The sequence below is a fragment of the Kitasatospora sp. GP30 genome (assembly GCF_029892145.1).
GTDB classification, from domain to species: Bacteria; Actinomycetota; Actinomycetes; order Streptomycetales; family Streptomycetaceae; genus Kitasatospora; species Kitasatospora acidiphila.
On record NZ_JARZAH010000032.1, the window covers coordinates 42,505 to 59,755 of the forward strand.

The window sequence follows — 17,251 nt, forward strand, 5'->3', positions numbered from 1 at the left end:
CGGGTTTCAGTCCGCGATCTCCAACTCGCCGTCCTGACTGTGCGTGGGCCCACCCCGCAGGACCGACTTCTCGCCGGCGCGGACCGCGATCGGCAACCGGTTGCCCGGCGGCGGGAACGGGCACATGAAGTGGCCGGAGAAGGCGCAGGGCGGCAGGAAGGCGCGGTTCAGGTCGAGCACCGTACGGCCGTCGCGATCCGGCTCGGGCAGCGTGATGAAGCGGAACCGGTAGGTGTCCGTGCCGCTGCTGGCGTCGGCGATCACACCGGCCAGGGCGGCCCCCTCGCCACCGGCCCGACTGACCGTCAGGCTGTAGGGCTCACCGCCCAGATGGAAGGTGATCTGCCCGGCCACGGGCATCGGGCGGTCCCGGCCATCCACGTTGGGGACGGTCACCATGCGGTCGCCGCTCTCGTAAGCGGTGAAGACGGCGGGGACCGACCACTCGGGCGCGTACGGGAAGACCGCGATGCCCGCGAAGGTGATCCGGTTCTCCGCCTCGGGGTCGAAGATGCGCAGGGCGAGGTCGCCCTCCCGCTCGATCGGGACCAGCAGCCGGTGGCCGTAGCGGGCGGTACCGGCTCTCGGGTGGGTGTCGGGGGGCAGCACCGCGGCGCCGTCCAGCGCGGCATCGCCGACCCGCAGGCCGTCCGCGGCGGCGGCCACCACGCGCACCCCCTCCGGCGTCACCGACCACTGACCCGGAATCCCGGGGATCGCATCCGGCTCAGCCGTCAGCCAATGGGTGCCGGTCAGTGCGAGCACACCGTGTGGGGCGCTGACGCTGGCGGCACGGGCCTCGGTCCAGTGCTGCCACTCCTCGGCATCGATGGTCATCGGCCGGCTCTCCTCTCCTCGACTCTGCTCGACACGGGCGGTGCCTCAACCTGGACGGTGTCCCAGGCGCAATCGGTTTCCTCGTTGTGGTCGCTTCCTCGGTGCGGTCGCTTCCTCGGTGCGGTCGGCTACTGGAGACAGGCGGCTGCCGATCCGGGGATCCTGCAGGCGGTCATCGATACGGGCGGCCATCGATCCGAACGAATCTCGCTACGCGATTGTGGACGAACCCTCCGAAACCGGGCCCCAGGGGACACCGAGGGGACGGCATCCGCGCCGCACGTTCACCCGCCAGGGTGGGTGCCTGCTCAGCTCCTGTCGACCAGCGGACGGAACAGGCCCTCCTGCACCACGGACACGACCAGCCGACCGTTGCGGTCGAAGATCTCACCGCGCGCCAGGCCGCGGGCGCCGTGCGCGATCGGCGACTCCTGCTGGTAGAGCAGCCACTCGTCGGCGCGGAACGGGCGGTGGAACCACATCGCATGGTCGAGCGAGGCCATGTCGAAGTTCCGCTGGCCCCAGAGCGGCTCCACGGGGGCCCGCACCGAATCCAGCAGCGTCATGTCGCTGGCGTAGGTGAGGGCGCAGACGTGGATCAGCGGATCGTCAGGCAGCTTGCCGTTGGTTCGGAGCCAGACCCCGCTGCGCGCCTTGACGTCGGCCAGCTCCTCCTGGGTCCAGCGAAGCCGCTCGACGTAGCGGATGTCGAACGGCTGGCGGCGGCTGATGAAGGGCGGCAGCTCGCCGAGGCGGTCGCCGACCTCCTCCAGTGCGCTGGGCAAGGCCTCGGGCGGGGCGACGTCCGGCATCGGGACCTGGTGCTCGATGCCGCCGGGCTCGGGACAGTGGAAGTCCGCGGTCAGCGCGAAGATGCTGCGGCCCTGCTGGATGGCGAGCACCCGACGCGTGGTGAACGAACGGCCGTCCCGGATCCGGTCGACCTGGTAGACGATCGGGACGCCGGGGACGCCGGGGCGCAGGAAGTACGCGTGCAGCGAGTGGACCGGGCGGTCGTCGCCCACCGTGCGGCCGGCGGCGACCAGCGCCTGACCAGCCACCTGCCCGCCGAAGGTGCGCTGCAACGACTCCTCGGGGCTGCGCCCTCGAAAGATGTTGAGCTCGATCTGTTCCAAGTCCAGCAGATCGACCAGGTGATCAACAGGCGTTCCCATGGCGCTTCCTCTCCGCACGGGGACGCTGGTGACGCCCGCGTCGCACCGATGCCTTCCTTTCAGAAGTCCATGAGGCGCCGCGGAATTCCCGCCCGCCAGGCGAGCGGGGTGTCGTCACCGACTGCTCGGGCTGTCAATCCGCCAATCCGGTGCATCGCACGGTGATGTTCAGCCTGCCGGACAGGCCGAGGGCCGGGTCGGCGGTGCCCGGGAGGGTGCGCAGCACACCGTGGTAGGCGTAGCGAGCGGGGCCACCGAAGACGAGCAGGTCACCGCTGCGCAGTTCCACGTCGGTCCAGGGCCGGTTCCTGGTACTGCTGCTTCCGAGGCGGAAGACGCAGCTGTCCCCGAGCGAGAACGAGACCACGGGGGCGTCGGTGCGTTCCTCGAGGTCCTGGTGCAGGCCCATGCGGGCGCCCTCGCCGTAGTGGTTGACCAGGGCGACGTCCGGCGCGTAGTCGGGCGCTCCGGGGATCTGAGCCACCCGGCGGCCGTAGGCCGCGGCCACGGCACGCCGGGCCAGCAGGCCGAGCGGCGTGGGGAACGGCTTGACCGGGGTGCCGTCGCCGTCGGCGGTGCTGCGCAGATAGGCGTACGGGAACCAGTGCCGCGGGCACCCCTCGGCGGCCTTGCGTGCGACACCGCAGGTCGGGCAGCGCGGGACCACCGCCCAGTGCCAGCCGAGGCAGACCTGGCGGACCGACATCTCGGCGCCGCCGGGCAGCCGCACCCGGCGCAGTCCGGCGGGCGGCCTGGCCCACTCCCGGCAGGCGGCGACAAGTTCCCGTTGCTGCGCCAGGTCGAGCCAGTCGGGCAGCAGTACCGCACCGGGGGCGAGCTCGCGGCTCGGGCGCGGGAACAGTTCGCCGGTCATGATCCGTCTGCGGTGTCGAGGGCCGCCCGGGCCGGCATGGCCGTGCGCGCACCGGTCCTGGTGACGCTGAGCGCGGCGGCCCGCACCGCGAACCCGGCCGCCGCTGCCAGCGGGCGGCCCTCGGCGAGCGCCACCGCGAGGGCGCCGCAGAAGGTGTCGCCGGCGCCCGTGGTGTCCACGGCGTGCGTGGTCGGCGCCGGGATCAGTTCGATGGCCGAACCTTCACGGACCAGGGCGCCGGCGGCGCCGAGGGTGACCACCACGCGCTCGCAGGGCAGGGCTGACGCCTGGCGCACCAGCTCGGCGAGGGCGGGTTCGGTCATTGGACCGGCTGGTTCGGTCGTTGGAGCCATGGGTTCAGTGACCGAACTCGTAAGTTCGCTCATCGAACTCAGGCTGGCCAGCTCGGTTCGGTTCGGCACCAGCACGTCGATCAGGCCCCACAGCTCCTCCGGGAGCCCGTCGCCGGTCGGGGCGGGGGCGGGGTTGAGGATGAAGGTGCCACGAGTCAGCCGGGCGGCGCTGAGCACGGCGGGGAGTCCGATCTCCAACTGCGCCAGCACCACGGCTGCCCGGGCGAGGGGGTCGCGGGCCGCCGTCACCTCGGCCGGCCCGACGGCAGCGTTGGCCCCGGGCGAGACCACGATGCAGTTCTCGGCCGCCGCATCGACCAGCACGATCGCCTGCCCGGGCGGGCCGGGCACCGAGGCGAGCCGGTCGACGGCCACTCCCTCGGCGGCCAGTTCCTCGCGCAACCGGGCGCTGTCCGCGTCGGAGCCGACCGCGCCGACGAGCGTCACCGAGGCGCCCAGGCGAGCCACGGCCACCGCCTGGTTCGCCCCCTTGCCCCCGCCGAGGCGCAGCACCGGCCCGCCCCGCACGGTCTCCCCGGGCCGGGGCAGCGCCCCGACCTCGATCACCTGGTCGAGGTTGACGCTCCCCACCACCACGACTGCATGATCCACGGTATTGGCCACGCCCACATTGTCGCCCGCACGACCTGGCCCGCCGGGTCACCCCACCCCCAAACCCCGGGCGCACCAGGACAACCGACCACCATCACACCCGACAGCGGCGTCACCGCACCCCCAAACCCCGGGCGCACCACGACAACCGACCACCATCACACCCGGCAGCGGCGTCACCGCAGTCCCAGGTCCTGGGCGCAGCCACCCCATGCCCGCCACCCCTGGCGCGCCCGGATCTCCTCGGCCACCTCGATCTGTTGCTGCCGAGTCGCCAGGTCAGGACGCGACGCATAGCGGAGCCCACCCGCCGTCCGCCAGGTCCCGGGCAAGATCTGCAGCCCGCCGAAGTAGCCGTTGCCCGTCGCGGCACGCCAGTCACCGCCGCTCTCGCACGTGGCCAGCCGGCCCCAGATGGCATCCGCCCCAGCCCCGGCCGGGCCGGGCTTGCCGGCGGGCTCGGGGTCGGGCTGATCGGAGGGCTCCGGAGCTGACGGGCGCGGGGTGTCCAGGACGGGCCGCTGGGTGGACCTGGAGGGAGACGCAGAGGGGCTCGCCGCCTCGTCACCCGCCGCACTCGCCGCCTCCGAATCGGATGGATCGGATGAATCGGACGGGCCAGACGGACCGGACGGACCGGACGGGCCAGACGGATCGGCGGGCTCCTGCGAAGGCTGGCCGGCAGCCCCCGAGGCGATCGGGCTAGCAGGCCCCGGAACCGGCCGGCCGGTAGCCGGCGGCGTGGGCGCCCCCGTGACCCCCGGTGCGGGCGAGCCACCGGGCGAACCGGTAGGCGAGCCAGCGGGCGAACCACCAGGCGTCCACCCGGCAGTGGGCACCCGCGCACCACCCGAAGCCGCCGGGCCCGCAGGCCCCTGGCCCGGTCGGCCGGTCAGCCCCGGCACGAGGGGTATCCCCTTCGACCACCGGGCGGGCAATCCCCCACCTCCCGGCACCTCATGGGCCACCCCACCCCCGGCCGACGCCGAGGGCGCAGCCGAGCGCGGGGCCGGAGCAGCGGGAGCCGGCCCGGAACCGGAAGCGGGAGCCGCCAGGCCGGCCGCCCCGACACCGCAGAGGCAGAGGCAGATACCGGTAACTACACGTGTTCGATAGCGCACCCTCCGACTCTCACCGCCGAGCCACGAGCCCGCGAGCCAGAAGCGCCCCTTACTCCTCCGTTAGGCGCACCAGCGCGCCGACACGCCGATCGTCGCCGAAACGCCGAAACGCCGCTCCCCTGGAAAGGGGAGCGGCGGTCCGACGCACCATCAGAGCCCAGCAGATCCAACCAAAGGATCAGCAGGAGACTCGGACGGATCAGAAGGAGAGGACCTGGCCCGGGAAGATCAGGTTCGGGTTGTCACCGATGACCGAGGCGTTCTTCTGGTACAGGGTGTGCCAGTCGGTGCCGTGGGCAGCGGCGATGGCGCTCAGGGTGTCACCGCTCTTGACGGTGTAGCTGCCACCGTTGCCCGTGGCGGCCTTGTGGCCGTGGTAGCCGTTGTCCGACTTCGGCGCGGCCGGGGCGGCCGGCTTCGCGGGCTGCGGGGCCGGGGCGGTGTTCTGCTTGACCGGGGCCTGCTGCGGAACCAGGCCCGGTGAGGAGCCTGTTGCGCTGTGCCACGTCCTGTGGGCGGCCGGGTACGTGTCCGACGTACGTGCCGCCCTGGCCACTCCGCCACGCACCGACCGGCCTGTACGAGTGGCCATCGGCGGGCACCCGACTGCGGGTGCGCTGGGGGTGAACCCGGGTGGTGCTCGTTGCACCGGAGAGAAAGCTAGGTGGGCCACCAGCACGGAATCAACAAATTCATGACCCGTTCAGGATCAGACCAGGTCAGAAAGGTGTTACCCGAGGTAACGATCACGGCTTTCCAAGGTCACCTGCCCGTTTTGCCATGATTTGCGAGGCTCAAACCCCTTTCTCGCGTGGCATCGGTCACTTCTCAAATCCTGTGACCTCGCGCACATTATCGACAGAACGTAGTCATTCGTGAACCACAAGCAGTCACTCCAGCGCCAAAATCCGACACTCGACGGCCCAACCCGTGACTCCGACCACACCACTCCGTTGGTAATGGCGGCCGGGCCCACCCGCGCCGCGCCGGGGCGTTCATACCGCCCAGCCGACTGATCTAGGAGTCCTGTTGCCGCGCTTGCTCGATGTCAGCGATGAGGTCCGCGCCGAGATCGGCGATGACGAGGCCGACCGCCTACTGGGCGGGGCCCACGCGCCTGACAGCTATGACTGCACGTCATGTCGCACCCCTGGTGACAGCCTCACCGAGCGGACCAGCACCGTGCTGTTCGTGGGCGAGGAGACGGCGGTGCTGGCCTTCGCCCACGCCCGCTGCATCCCGTCACAGGTGGTCCCGGTCTCGGAGGCGCAGCTGGTCGGCGCGGTGCGCAGCATCAACCAGACCCAGGGCAGCGCTCCCCTGCCCCCCGGCATGCCGTCGGACCCGCTGACCGCACCGCTGACGAGCCCGACCAACCCGGCCAACCCGGCCAACCCGGCCAACCCGACGAACCAGGCGAACCCGATGACCGACCCGCTGAGCCCGCCGCCGATCGACCCGTTCGCCACCCGCCTCACCGACCCGCGGCCTGACTCCTTGAGCTCCATGAGCTCCATGAGCTCCATGAGTTCCTTGAACGGCCTGAGCTCCTTGAGCGGCTTGCCCACCCCGTCCTTCGCCGACCCGCTGACGGCCCCGCTCGGCGATCCGCTGGCCGCTCCGCTACTCGATCCGCTGACCGCCCCCTTGGCCGCCGTCCCCCGACCGGCCACCGTGCCCACCGCACCAGTCGGCTCGCCCTATCCGACCGGAGCGCCGACGCCGGACTCGGCCGCCCGGGTGCCCGCTCCGGGCGAGCCCGCCGTGCTCGGCGTCACCTGCGGCCTGGTGCTCTGCGGCGACACCGGCCATGCCGCCATCGTGGTCGAACCCACCGGGCCGGTCGGGCGTCCGGGCAGCGCCAGCGGCACCGACGAGTTCCTGCCGCTGCTGCTGGACAACGGCTTCCACCAGGTCCCCGAGGTCAACGAGCCGCCGGCGCGGCTGAGCGGCTGGTCGGTGCTGTTCGCGATGGGGCGGCTGCACTCGATCCTGCAGCCCTCGGCGGCGGGCACCAGCGCCTGGTGGCAGGCGCACGCCCCGCTGGTGGTCACCGAGGCATGGCGGAACGCGGCCAACAGCCAGTCCACCGTGATCATGTACGCGGCGCCGGCCGGCACCATCGGCCGACAGCCCCGCGAGGACCTGCTGCGCACCGCGCTGGACCGGGCCGCCGCCCGCGGGCTGCTGGTCGCCGCCACCCTCCCGCTGGCCGGCACCTGATCAGCCGAGCTGCCAAGTGCCCGATCCACGAGGCGCATTGACGCATCGTCGGCACGAGAAGCAGCACCCGACGTCCGCCCCGCACCACACCGCGCGCCCGGGTCCACCCCCGGGCGCGCGGCGCACTGCCGGCGCCGATGCCCGGTGGCGGACCCGCATCCCCGACCCGACTCGCTCGTTGGGCCCTGCGTGTACAGCTACGACGTGACCTCGGCCCTCCGCCACACCACCGCCCTCCGGAGCATCCCGGCGATGAGGCCGTCGTACGACGGGGAGCATCCGGTAGCCCCCGCTCCGACTCCGATCTACGACGAGCTCTACTCCGAGTACCGTCGGCTCTTCCGTGCGCTGCCCGGCGACCGCTCCAACGAGGAGGAGCTGCGCTTCACCGGCTTCGCGAACCGCCCCTACGAATCCCGCGCCGCCTACCCGCCGCCGGCCGCCGCCGAGCCGTACGGGGGCTCGCCGCAGCACCAGCCGTTCCCGGCCTTCGCCGGCCAACTGCCCGGCGCACCGCAGTTCGTACCGGCGCACCAGCCCTCGCAGGCGCCGAACTCACAGGCACCGAACGCCCAGTCGCCCCATGCGTATCAGCCCCAAGCACCGTCGCACCCGTCGCACTCGTCCCACCCGGCAGCGCACCAGGGCCACCAAGCCCACCAGAGCCACCAAGCCCACCAGGGCCACCAGGCTCAGCAGCCTCACCAAGCTCAGCAGGCTCAGCAGAACCCGGGGGGCCCGGCCCAGGCCCAACCCACCAGCGGCCAGGGCTGGGTGGCGGCCGGCTACCTCGCGCCCGCCGCGGTCGCCACCCCCGGTCGGCACCGCGGCAACCTGCTCTCCCTCCCCCCGGGCCGCAGCTGACCGCCGCCCGGCGATACACCGCGCCGCAGGGGGCCGCCACCAAAGCAGAGTGGGCCCGGCGACTCTCCCCAGTCGCCAGGCCCACTCCTCTATATAGGGGGCACCTGTGTATCCCCTCTATATGAGGTCTACTTCTTCTTGCGCTTCTCCCGCACCCGCACCGAGATCGAGATCGGCGTACCGGTGAAGCCGAACTCCTCGCGCAGCCGGCGCTCGACGAACCGCCGGTAGCCCGCCTCCAGGAAGCCGGAGGCGAAGAGCACGAACCGCGGCGGCTTGATGCCGGCCTGGGTGCCGAACAGGATGCGCGGCTGCTTGCCGCCCCGGATCGGGTGCGGGTGGGCGGCGACCAGCTCGCCGAGGAAGGCGTTCAGCTTGGCGGTCGGGATGCGGGTCTCCCAGCCGGCCAGCGCGGTCTCGATCGCCGGAACCAGCTTCTCCATGTGCCGACCGGTCAGCGCCGAGACGTTGACCCGGGGCGCCCACTGCACCTGGACGAGATCCTTCTCGATCTCGCGCTCCAGGTAGTAGCGGCGCTCCTCGTCCATCTGGTCCCACTTGTTGTAGGCGACCACCACGGCGCGTCCGGCCTCGACGGCCATCGAGATGATCCGGGTGTCCTGCTCGGCCAACGTCTCGCTGGCGTCGATCAGAACGACCGCGACCTCGGCCTTCTCCAGGGCCGCGGAGGTGCGCAGCGAGGCGTAGAAGTCGGCGCCGGCGGTCAGGTGCACCCGGCGGCGGATACCGGCGGTGTCGACGAACTTCCAGGTCTTGCCGCCGAGTTCGATCAGCTCGTCGACCGGGTCGCGGGTGGTGCCGGCCAGCTCGTTGACGACCACGCGCTCCTCGCCGGCCACCTTGTTGAGCAGGCTGGACTTGCCGACGTTGGGGCGGCCGATCAGCGCGACCCGGCGCGGGCCGCCGAGGGCGACGCCGAAGGTCTGCGGCGGCGCCTCGGGCAGCACGGCGAGGACGGCGTCGAGCAGGTCGCCGGAGCCGCGGCCGTGCAGGGCGGAGACGGGGTAGGGCTCGCCGAGGCCGAGCGACCAGAGGTAGGCGGCCTCGGCCTCGGTGGACGGGCCGTCGACCTTGTTGGCGCAGAGCACCACCGGCTTGCCGGAGCGGCGGATCAGCTTGACCAGCGCCTCGTCGGTGTCGGTGGCACCGACGGTGGCGTCCACCACGAAGAGCACCGCGTCGGCGGTCTCGATGCCGAGCTCGGCCTGGGCGGCGACCATGGCGTCGATGCCGAGGACGTCGATCTCCCAACCGCCGGTGTCGACCACCTTGAAGCGGCGGCCGTTCCAGGTGGCCTCGTACTGGACCCGGTCGCGGGTGACGCCGGGGCGGTCCTCGACCACGGCCTCGCGGCGGCCGATGATCCGGTTGACCAGGGTCGACTTGCCGACGTTGGGGCGGCCGACCACGGCGAGGACCGGCAGCGGCAGATGGGCGCCGGCCTCCAGGTCGAGGTCGCCGTCCTCGAAGCCCTCGCCCTCGGCGAGGGCCATGAACTCGGCGTACTCGGCGTCGTCAAGCGCGCCGTGGCCGGCGATGTGCTCGTTACTCATTGCTGTCTGTTCCAATTCCCGGCCCGCTCCCCGTCACCGGGCGCGGCCGTGCGTACCTGCCCGGGCATGGAGGCCGGGCAGCGCGAAAAAACTCAGAAACCCAGAGAATCTCAGGGCGAAACACCCAATGGTACGGGAAGCGCCGCGGCCGCTACGCCGCGGTCAGGCCCTCGGCACGCTCGGCGACCAGCTCGACCACGGCGTCGATCACCTGGTCGAGGGTCAGGGCGCTGGTGTCGACCAGCACGGCGTCCTCGGCCTGGGTCAGCGGCGAGGTGCTGCGGGACGAGTCGGCGGTGTCGCGGCGGACCAGGTCGGCGGCCATCGCGGCGATGGTCGCCTCGTCCACCCCCTTGGCCCGCAGCTCGGCGGCCCGGCGCTCGGCCCGGGCGTCGGCGGAGGCGGTGAGGAAGATCTTCGCGGTGGCGTCCGGGAAGACCACGGTGCCCATGTCCCGGCCCTCGGCCACGATCCCGCGCGGGGCCAGCCCGGCGCAGTCGCGCTGCAGCTCGACCAGGCGGGTCCGCACCGCCGGCACCGCCGAGACGGCGCTGACCTGGGCGGTCACCTCGGGGCCGCGGATCGGGCCGGAGACGTCGACGCCGTCGACCGTGATGGTGGGGCCGTCGGCGTCGGTGCCGGAGACGATCACCGGCTTGCCGCAGGCGATCGCGACGGCCTCGGCGTCAGCGGTGTCGACCCCGTTGGTCAGCATCCACCAGGTCATCGCCCGGTACATGGCACCGGTGTCCAGGAAGCTGAGGCCCAGCCGGGCCGCGACCGCACGGGAGACGGTCGACTTGCCGGAGCCGGAGGGTCCGTCGATGGCGACGACGACCGGGGCGTGCGCTCGGCCGGCAGTGTCCACGGGGGAACCTCTCTTCTCGACACCCGGGGGAGATAACTCAAGGTTAGACGACCGCGACCACTCCCCCGGCGGCGAGGCCGGAGGCTGCGCGGTCCGCGGGACTCAGTCCCGCACGTCCCAGCCGCGCTCGACCAGGGCGCTGACCAGCTGGTGGGTGGCGGTCGGCGCGATGGAGAGCTGGACCAGGCCGACCTGCCGGCCCGCCGAGTGGTCGATCGCGACGTCCTCGATGTTCACGCCGGCCCGCGCGGCCTCGCGGAACAGCCGCCCGAGCTCGCCGGGCTGGTCGCCGATCGCCACCACCACGGTCTCGTAGCGGGTCGGCGGGGCGCCGTGCTTGCCCGGGATCCGCGCCTGGCCGTGGTTGCCGCGGCGCATCACGCTCTCGATCCCGTCGGTGCCCTTCCGCCGGCCGGTCTCGTCATCGCCGGCCAGCGAGCGCAGCGCGCCCACGGCGGTGTTCAGGTCGACGGCCAGCTCCTCAAGGACGTCGGCGACCACGCCGGCGTTCGCGGAGAGGATGTCCAGCCACATCCGCGGGTCGGAGGCGGCGATCCGGGTCACGTCCCGCACACCCTGGCCGGCCAGCCGGACGGCGGTCTCGTCGGCGTGCTCCAGCCGGGCCGCGACCAGTGAGGAGAACAGCTGGGGAGCGTGCGAGACCAGTGCCACCGCGCGGTCGTGCGCGGTCGCGTCCATCACCACCGGCATGGCACCGCAGAGCGCGACCAGCTCCAGCGCGGCGTTGAGCGTCTCGGTGGTGGTGTCGGCGGTGGGGGTGAGCACCCAGGGGCGGCCCTCGAACAGGTCGGCCCGGGCGGCCAGCGGGCCGGACTGCTCACGGCCGGCCATCGGATGCCCGCCGATGTAGTGGGCGGTGTCGCAGCCGAGCGCGACCGCCTCGGCGCGGGGCCCGGCCTTCACACTGGCCACGTCGGTGTAGCTGCGGGCCAGGCCGCGCCGCTGGCAGTCCGCGAGCACGGTGCCGACCAGCGCCGGCGGGACCGCCACGATCGCCAGGTCCACCGGCTCCGACGGCTCGTCGGTAGTGCCCGCACCGAGCGAGGCGGCGGTGTGGGCGGCGTCCGGGTCGGCGTCCTCCAGATAGACCGCTATCCCCCGGGCGGTCAGCGCGAGCGCGGCGGACGTGCCGATCAGACCGGTGCCGACGACGGCGGCTGTGCGCATGGTGGTGGAGGCTCCTGCACTGCGGGGGACGGACGGCGGACGCCCCCATCCTTGCGCACCGCCCCGGCGGCCGCTTCCCCAGCCCCGTCGATCCGAACCGATCACCAGGACAGCCGTCAGTCCCACAGGGCAGACTGGCCGAGCACCACCGTGGAACTGCCGGCCCGCAACGTGAAGGAGCGACGCTCCCGTGCCGATCCCAGCAGCCGACCCGCCACCGGCTGAGCCCCCGTCCACCGACTCGCCGTCAGCCGACCCACCGTCAATCGACCCACCGTCAGCCGATACCGCGGTCAGTGCGCCCACGGTGCTGGACGCGGTGGTGGTGCACGCCTCGGGCGCTCTCTGCACCCGGGTGGCCGGCGTGGCGCTGCCCGCCGAGGGGCCGGTCCGGCTGCGGCTGACCGGCCTGCCGGCGGTGCTGGAGCCGGGCACGGTGCGGGCCCGGCTGACGGCCGCGCCGGCGGGCTGGCGGATCACCGAGCTGCGGCCGTCGCTGGAGGCGGCGCCGAGCGGGCCGGCGGAACGGACCGAGCCGGCCGAGCGGGCCGAGCTGCCCGAGCTCGTTACGGCGGCCGCCGAGCGGGTCGCGGCGCTGCGCCTGCGGGCGGAGCTGCTGGACACCCGGATCACGCGGACGGCCGAGCTGCGCGCGGTGCCGCCCGAGCCGGCCCGGGGCCGGCCGGCCGAGCTGCGCCGGGCCCCGGTGGCGGCGCTGCGCGCGCTGGCCGACTTCGTCGACGGCCGGCTGGCCGCGCTGCAGCAGTCCGCCGAGGAGGTGCGGGAGCAACTGGAGCGGGCCGAGCGGGAGCACGCCCGGCTGGTCGACGAGTTGGAGCGCGTCTCCTGGGACCGGCCGGACCGCACGGTGGCGGCGGGCACCGCCGTGCTGGTCACCCTGGCACCGGACGATCCCGCACTGCCCCGGCCCACCATGGGGGTACCCCCGGCCGAAGGCTGGGGGACGGTCACCGTCGAGCTGGAGTACCGGGTGCCGGGGGCGTGCTGGGTGCCCAGCTACCAGCTGAGCCACCGGCAGGGTGAGGCGGTCGGCACGCTGACGCTGCGGGCGGCCGTCGCCCAGCGCACCGGTGAGGACTGGACGGGGGTGCGGCTGGCGCTCTCCACGGCCGATCTGCTCCGCCCGGCCGAGCTGCCCAAGCTGCGGTCGCTGCGGATCGGGCGCCGCCAGCCGGCCCCGGCGCCGTCCGGCTGGCGGGAGCCGCCGAGCGGGCTGAACGCGCTGTTCGCGGACTACGACCGGGCGCCGGCGCCACCCCGGCCGGCGCCGCCGGCCGCGACGCGGCCGATTCGCCACGCCGCGCACATCGAACCCGACGACTTCCCGGGCGGCGCCGCCGCCCCGGCGCCGAGCCAGATCGCCTACGGCGCAGCGGCGCCCGCCCCGGCCCCGCAGGGCTACGGCGCACCGCCCCCGCTCACCGGACCGCCCGTCCCCCAGGCCCCCGGCGCGCCCGTCCCGCAGGCCCCAGGCGCCGCCGGCCCGCACCGGATGCGCTCGATGGCCGCGATGGCCGCGCCCGCCCCCGGCGGCGCGATGCCCGCGCCTCCCCCGCCGCCGCCGCCACCACCACCGCCCGCGCCGCCCGTCCCGGCCGCCGAGCTGCTCGACTACGCGGCCCTGACGCTGGCCGGCCCGGACAGCGCACCGTCCCAGCGCGGGCGGCTCCAGCCGGCCGGGGCCGGCTCCGGCGCGGCCGGGTACGCCGCGGCCCGCCTGGACCGCACGGTCCCGCCGCTGCCGCCGCACGCCGTGCCCCCGCGCCAGTCGGCCGGCTCGTTCGACCAGCGGTACGAGGCCGCCTCCCGGGTCGTGGTGCCCTCGGACGGCACCTGGCACACCGTCAGCCTGACCGAGCTGCCGGTGTCGCTGACCGCCGAGTACGTCTGCGTGCCCGCGGTGGACCCGGCCGTCTACGCCACCCTGCTGCTCGGCAACGACACCGCGCACGCCCTGCTGGCGGGCCCGCTGGACGTCACGGTGGACGGCGACTTCCTGCTGAGCACCGCCCTGCCCACGCTCGCCCCGGGTGCCCGCCGCCGGATCGGCCTGGGCGTGGCGCAGAGCGTGCGGGCCACTTGCCGCACCGAGACCCAGGAGTCCACGGCCGGCCTGCGCGGCGCGACCACGGTGGTCAGCGAGCGGATCCACATCGAGCTGGCCAACCAGCTGTCGCGGCCGGTGACGGTGGAGGTCCGGGAGCGGGTCCCGGTCAGCGCCGAACGCGACATCCGGGTGGACGAGCAGCCCGCCGATCCAGCGTGGCAGCCCTCGGACGACCCGCAGCACCCGCGCGGCACCCGCCGCTGGCGGGTCGAGCTGGCGCCGGGCGGGCGCACCCGGCTGACCGGCGGATACGAGATCCGCTTCCCGGCCGGCAGCTCCCTGACCGGCGGCAACCGAAGGAGCGGCTGACCCGTGACCCACGACCGGACCACGCATCCGACCGCCATCCCGCTCCCGGTCACCGCCGCGACCTGCCTGGAGGACCGCGCCCACCTGGAGCGCACCGCCCGCCTCGGGCTCGCCCCCGGCACCCACCGGCTGCGCCTGGGCCCCGTCACCCCGCTCGCCGTCGACCACACCCTCCGCACCGAGCTGAGCAGCTCGCACGCCCAGGTGCTGGACGCCCGCCTGGTGCGCAGCTGGGAGCCGCGCCCGGCGGGGCCCGACGAGGCCGACTCACCGCTGCGGAAGCGGCTGCACGAGCTGCGCGCCGCGATCCGGGCGGGCTCCGCCGAGCAGCAGCGGGTGGCGGCCCGGCTGGCGCTGCTCGGCCAGCTGTCGGAGGAGCTGCTGCGCGAGGTCGCCGAGGGCACCGGGCTGGGCGCGGCGGAGCCGGACCTGTGGGCGGCCGAGCTGGACGGCCTGGGCGCCGAGCAGGACGAACAGGCCGAGCGGCAGCGCGAGTTGATCAGTCGGCTGGCCCAACTTGCCGCGCAGGAACGCCAGGTGGCAGGCGCCCTGGAGGAGACCGAGTCCCGACCGCTCGAACTGCGCTGCTTCCTGGAGTTGACGGTGCGGGCCGAGGACGCCGTCGACACCGTTCTGACGGTCCGTCATCTGGCGGCCTGCGCGCTGTGGCGGCCGGCCTACCGGGCGGTGCTCGGCGGCGGCCGGCTGCGGCTCGCCTCGGACGCGGTGGTCTGGCAGGCCACCGGCGAGGACTGGACCGACGTGCGCCTCACCCTGTCCACCGCCCGCTCCACGCTGGCCGCCGAGCCGCCGCTGCTGCACGAGGACCGGCTGACGCTGCGGCCGCTCACCGCCGAGGAGCGGCGCACCGTGGCCGTGGAGGTGCGGGAGGAGGAGATCGCCGCCCTGGGCGCGGCCGGCCCGGAGCCGACCACCGAGCTGCCGGGCGTGGACGACCGCGGCGAGGTCCGGGTGCTCACCGCTCCGGCGCCCGCCTCGGTGGCCGGGGACGGCCGGGCGCACCGGGTGCCGCTGGGCTCGTTCACGGGCCCGGCGGCGGCCGAGCTGGTCGCGGCGCCGGAGCTGTCGCCGCTGGTCAGCGAGGTGGTGTCGGTGCGCAACGAGAGCGGCGGGCCGCTGCTGGCCGGGCCCGTCGAGCTGGTCCGGGAGAGCGGCTACCTGGGCCGCGGTGAGCTGCCGTACACGGCGCCGGGAGCGGTGGTCGAGCTGGCGTTCCCCGGTTCGGACGAGTACCGGCTGGTGCGCGAGGTGGTCGAGGAGCAGGGCAGTACGGGCCTGCCGGTGGCGGGGCGGCGCACCACGGTCACCCGCACGGTGCGGGTGCACGTCTCCCGGCCGACGGCTCCGGGGGTGACCGGCGAGCAGCTGGTGACGGTGCGGGAGCGGATCCCGGTCTCGGAGGTCTCGGCGGTCCAGGTGCGGCTGCACGAGCAGAGCTGCGATCCGCGCCCGGCAGAGCTGGACGCCGAGGGCATCGTGAGCTGGCGGCTGCCGCTGGCGCCGAACGCCCGACGGACCGTCACGCTGGTTTACGAGGTGGCCGCCTCCACCAGAGTCACGGGGCTGTAGAGGTACAACAGACACATGATCCTGCATCTCGCGCCCCTGGATGACTGGCTTCGCGACCCCGGTCGGCCGTACAGCGCCACCTCGCTGCTGACCGACGGCTACATCCACTGCTCGCCGGACGAGCCGACGGCGTTGGCGGTGGCGAACGTGTTCTTCGCCGCGGCGCCGGATCCGCTGATGGCGCTGCTGATCGAGGAGGACCGGGTGGAGCCGATGATCCGCTGGGAGGCCCCGACCGGCGACCGCCCGCCGGGCACCGCTCCCGATGTGCTCTTCCCGCACATCTACGGGCGGCTGAACCGCACCGCGGTGGTCGGCCTGGAGAAGCTGGAGCGCGGTCCGGACGGCCGCTGGGCGCGCTTCCTGCCCTGGAGCTGACCCGCCGCCCCCGCGAGCGCGCCCGGTGCTACAGCCAGCCGCGCTCGCGGGCCGAAAGTCCGGCCTGGAAGCGGGTGCTGGCGCCCAGCTCCCGCATCAGGGCCTGGAGCCGGCGCTGGGTGGTGCGGGCGCTCCAGCCGAGCGAGCGGGCGATCGACTCGTCGGTGAGGCCGGCGGCCAGCAGGGGGAGCAGCTTGCGGTGGTCCTCGTCCGGCTCGGCGGGACCGACCTCGGAGTTCAGGGTGGCCTGCAGCGGCACCGCCCGCTCCCACTCGGCCTCGAAGAGCCGGTCCAGCGCCTGCAGCAGCGCGGACGGGTGAATCACATAGGCCGCGTCCAGCACGCTGTCACCGACGCTGATCGGGATGATCGCCATCCGGTCGTCCGACATGATCAGCTTCATCGGGAGAGTGGTGCGCACCCGCGCCTCCTCGCCGTCCCGCACGCCGACCAGGATGTCGTCCTCCAACCGCCCCGGCCAGGCCACCGCCTCGCGGTCGTAGATGGCGCGGTAGCGAACGCCCTCGATGAGCTTGCGGCGCTGGTGGACGAGGTTGGCGGCGACGTCCTGCACATAGGGCGGGCAGTCGAAGCCGCGCACCTGCTGCACGCTGGTGTCCTGCAGGTACTCGATCCGCTGGGCGATCGCCTCGGCGCCGGTGAGCACCTCCACCGAGCGAGCCGGGTCGGTGTACCGGGAGGCTTCGCGGAATGCGTCCATCAGCCGGTGCATCTCGGCCCGGGCGCTGCGCAGCTCGGCCTCCCGGTGGCCGATCAGGGTGCCGATCGCCACGTCGGGGGCGACCGCCAGGTAGTGGTCGCGCTCCACCGGGGCCCGGGTCGCCATGCCCTGCTGCGCGAGGCGGCTGAGCGACTTGCCGCTCTGCTGCACCGTGAGCCCGCAGCGCTCGGCGAGGTCCGCGGCGGTCGAGCGGGGCGCCGCCACCAAGGCGGCGTAAACCTGACCGTCGGGTTCGGAGAGCCCGAGCGCGCCGAACGCTTCAGACATGACGACCCCTCCCCCGAGCATGGCGAGTTCACGCCATTCGTTGAGTGCTGATTTCATGGCCATCTTGTGCCACGGAGTGGTTGGTTGACAACCCGACCGCCGTGGCGACCACATGCCGGACAGTACGAAGGGGCCGGGCGGAGTGCCC

At 73.8% G+C, this 17,251-nt stretch carries 14 protein-coding genes and 2 pseudogenes; 6 read left to right on the forward strand and 10 right to left on the reverse strand.

The window, feature by feature from the left end:
• Positions 1-6: 6 nt before the first annotated feature.
• The 6 genes from P3T35_RS30805 to P3T35_RS40475 form a co-directional block, all read right to left on the reverse strand.
• Complete coding sequence (locus P3T35_RS30805) at positions 7-837, reverse strand: DUF1684 domain-containing protein (protein ID WP_101382949.1); 831 nt, start codon at positions 835-837, stop codon at positions 7-9.
• A gap of 308 nt (positions 838-1,145) precedes the next feature.
• Positions 1,146-2,012: an acyl-CoA thioesterase II gene (locus P3T35_RS30810; RefSeq protein WP_101382948.1), complete on the reverse strand. Its 867-nt coding sequence runs from the start codon at positions 2,010-2,012 to the stop codon at positions 1,146-1,148.
• 133 nt (positions 2,013-2,145) lie between these two features.
• Positions 2,146-2,886 carry an alpha-ketoglutarate-dependent dioxygenase AlkB gene (locus P3T35_RS30815; protein WP_101382947.1) on the reverse strand — a complete coding sequence of 247 codons (741 nt, stop codon included), beginning with the start codon at positions 2,884-2,886 and terminating at the stop codon, positions 2,146-2,148.
• Complete coding sequence (locus tag P3T35_RS30820) at positions 2,883-3,863, reverse strand: ribokinase (RefSeq protein ID WP_280708632.1); 981 nt, start codon at positions 3,861-3,863, stop codon at positions 2,883-2,885. Before P3T35_RS30820 ends, P3T35_RS30815 begins: the two co-directional genes overlap by 4 nt.
• 164 nt (positions 3,864-4,027) lie before the next feature.
• Positions 4,028-4,972, reverse strand: a complete 945-nt coding sequence (locus P3T35_RS30825) for a transglycosylase family protein (protein WP_348533445.1) — start codon at positions 4,970-4,972, stop codon at positions 4,028-4,030.
• A gap of 199 nt (positions 4,973-5,171) precedes the next feature.
• Positions 5,172-5,564 (reverse strand): LysM domain-containing protein, encoded by a 393-nt coding sequence (locus tag P3T35_RS40475; protein ID WP_101382946.1) that lies wholly within the window; start codon positions 5,562-5,564, stop codon positions 5,172-5,174.
• A 437-nt stretch (positions 5,565-6,001) separates the two neighbouring features.
• On the opposite strand from P3T35_RS40475, the pseudogene P3T35_RS30835 reads away from it, so the two are divergent.
• The 3 genes and pseudogenes from P3T35_RS30835 to P3T35_RS30845 all read left to right on the forward strand — a co-directional run.
• Positions 6,002-6,268 (forward strand): annotated as a pseudogene (locus P3T35_RS30835) (hypothetical protein); the annotation flags it as partial.
• A 465-nt stretch (positions 6,269-6,733) separates the two neighbouring features.
• Positions 6,734-7,195 (forward strand): annotated as a pseudogene (locus P3T35_RS30840) (hypothetical protein); the annotation flags it as partial.
• Between the two features lie 204 nt (positions 7,196-7,399).
• Positions 7,400-8,059, forward strand: a complete 660-nt coding sequence (locus tag P3T35_RS30845) for a hypothetical protein (RefSeq protein ID WP_143676938.1) — start codon at positions 7,400-7,402, stop codon at positions 8,057-8,059.
• Between the two features lie 128 nt (positions 8,060-8,187).
• Here P3T35_RS30845 and der read toward each other — a convergent pair whose 3' ends face one another.
• The 3 genes from der to P3T35_RS30860 all read right to left on the reverse strand — a co-directional run bounded on the left by der (position 8,188) and on the right by P3T35_RS30860 (position 11,995).
• Positions 8,188-9,633, reverse strand: a complete 1,446-nt coding sequence (gene der / locus P3T35_RS30850; protein WP_101382944.1) for a ribosome biogenesis GTPase Der — start codon at positions 9,631-9,633, stop codon at positions 8,188-8,190.
• A 151-nt stretch (positions 9,634-9,784) separates the two neighbouring features.
• The gene (cmk, locus tag P3T35_RS30855) at positions 9,785-10,501 is read right to left on the reverse strand and encodes a (d)CMP kinase (RefSeq protein WP_101382943.1); all 717 of its coding nucleotides are present in this window, start codon (positions 10,499-10,501) and stop codon (positions 9,785-9,787) included.
• Between the two features lie 102 nt (positions 10,502-10,603).
• Positions 10,604-11,995, reverse strand: coding sequence for a prephenate dehydrogenase (locus tag P3T35_RS30860; RefSeq protein WP_280708638.1), 1,392 nt, complete (start codon positions 11,993-11,995; stop codon positions 10,604-10,606).
• Here P3T35_RS30860 and P3T35_RS30865 point away from each other — a divergent pair.
• Genes P3T35_RS30865 through P3T35_RS30875 form a run of 3 tightly spaced genes read left to right on the forward strand, consistent with a single transcriptional unit; the run spans position 11,880 to position 16,094 of the window.
• Entirely contained in the window at positions 11,880-14,126 is a 2,247-nt protein-coding gene (locus P3T35_RS30865) for a DUF4139 domain-containing protein (RefSeq protein ID WP_280708639.1), read from the forward strand. The two genes, P3T35_RS30860 and P3T35_RS30865, sit on opposite strands and share 116 nt — an antisense overlap.
• 3 nt (positions 14,127-14,129) lie before the next feature.
• Entirely contained in the window at positions 14,130-15,716 is a 1,587-nt protein-coding gene (locus tag P3T35_RS30870; protein WP_101382941.1) for a mucoidy inhibitor MuiA family protein, read from the forward strand.
• Positions 15,717-15,731: 15 nt separating this feature from the next.
• On the forward strand, positions 15,732-16,094 hold the full coding sequence (locus P3T35_RS30875) for a DUF952 domain-containing protein (RefSeq protein ID WP_101382940.1): 363 nt from the start codon (positions 15,732-15,734) through the stop codon (positions 16,092-16,094).
• A 28-nt stretch (positions 16,095-16,122) separates the two neighbouring features.
• On the opposite strand, the gene P3T35_RS30880 is transcribed toward P3T35_RS30875, so the two are convergent.
• A complete protein-coding gene (locus P3T35_RS30880) occupies positions 16,123-17,103 on the reverse strand; it encodes a helix-turn-helix domain-containing protein (protein WP_180356655.1) in 981 nt (326 codons plus the stop codon).
• Positions 17,104-17,251: the final 148 nt, after the last annotated feature.

Excerpts from the sequence above, each read along its gene's own strand:
- P3T35_RS30805 (WP_101382949.1), bottom strand. The coding sequence starts at position 837 with ATGACCATCGATGCCGAGGAGTGGCAGCACTGGACCGAGGCCCGTGCC.
- P3T35_RS30810 (WP_101382948.1), bottom strand. The coding sequence starts at position 2,012 with ATGGGAACGCCTGTTGATCACCTGGTCGATCTGCTGGACTTGGAACAG.
- P3T35_RS30815 (WP_101382947.1), bottom strand. The coding sequence starts at position 2,886 with ATGACCGGCGAACTGTTCCCGCGCCCGAGCCGCGAGCTCGCCCCCGGT.
- P3T35_RS40475 (WP_101382946.1), bottom strand. The coding sequence starts at position 5,564 with ATGGCCACTCGTACAGGCCGGTCGGTGCGTGGCGGAGTGGCCAGGGCG.
- der (WP_101382944.1), bottom strand. The coding sequence starts at position 9,633 with ATGAGTAACGAGCACATCGCCGGCCACGGCGCGCTTGACGACGCCGAG.
- P3T35_RS30875 (WP_101382940.1), top strand. The coding sequence starts at position 15,732 with ATGATCCTGCATCTCGCGCCCCTGGATGACTGGCTTCGCGACCCCGGT.
- P3T35_RS30880 (WP_180356655.1), bottom strand. The coding sequence starts at position 17,103 with ATGTCTGAAGCGTTCGGCGCGCTCGGGCTCTCCGAACCCGACGGTCAG.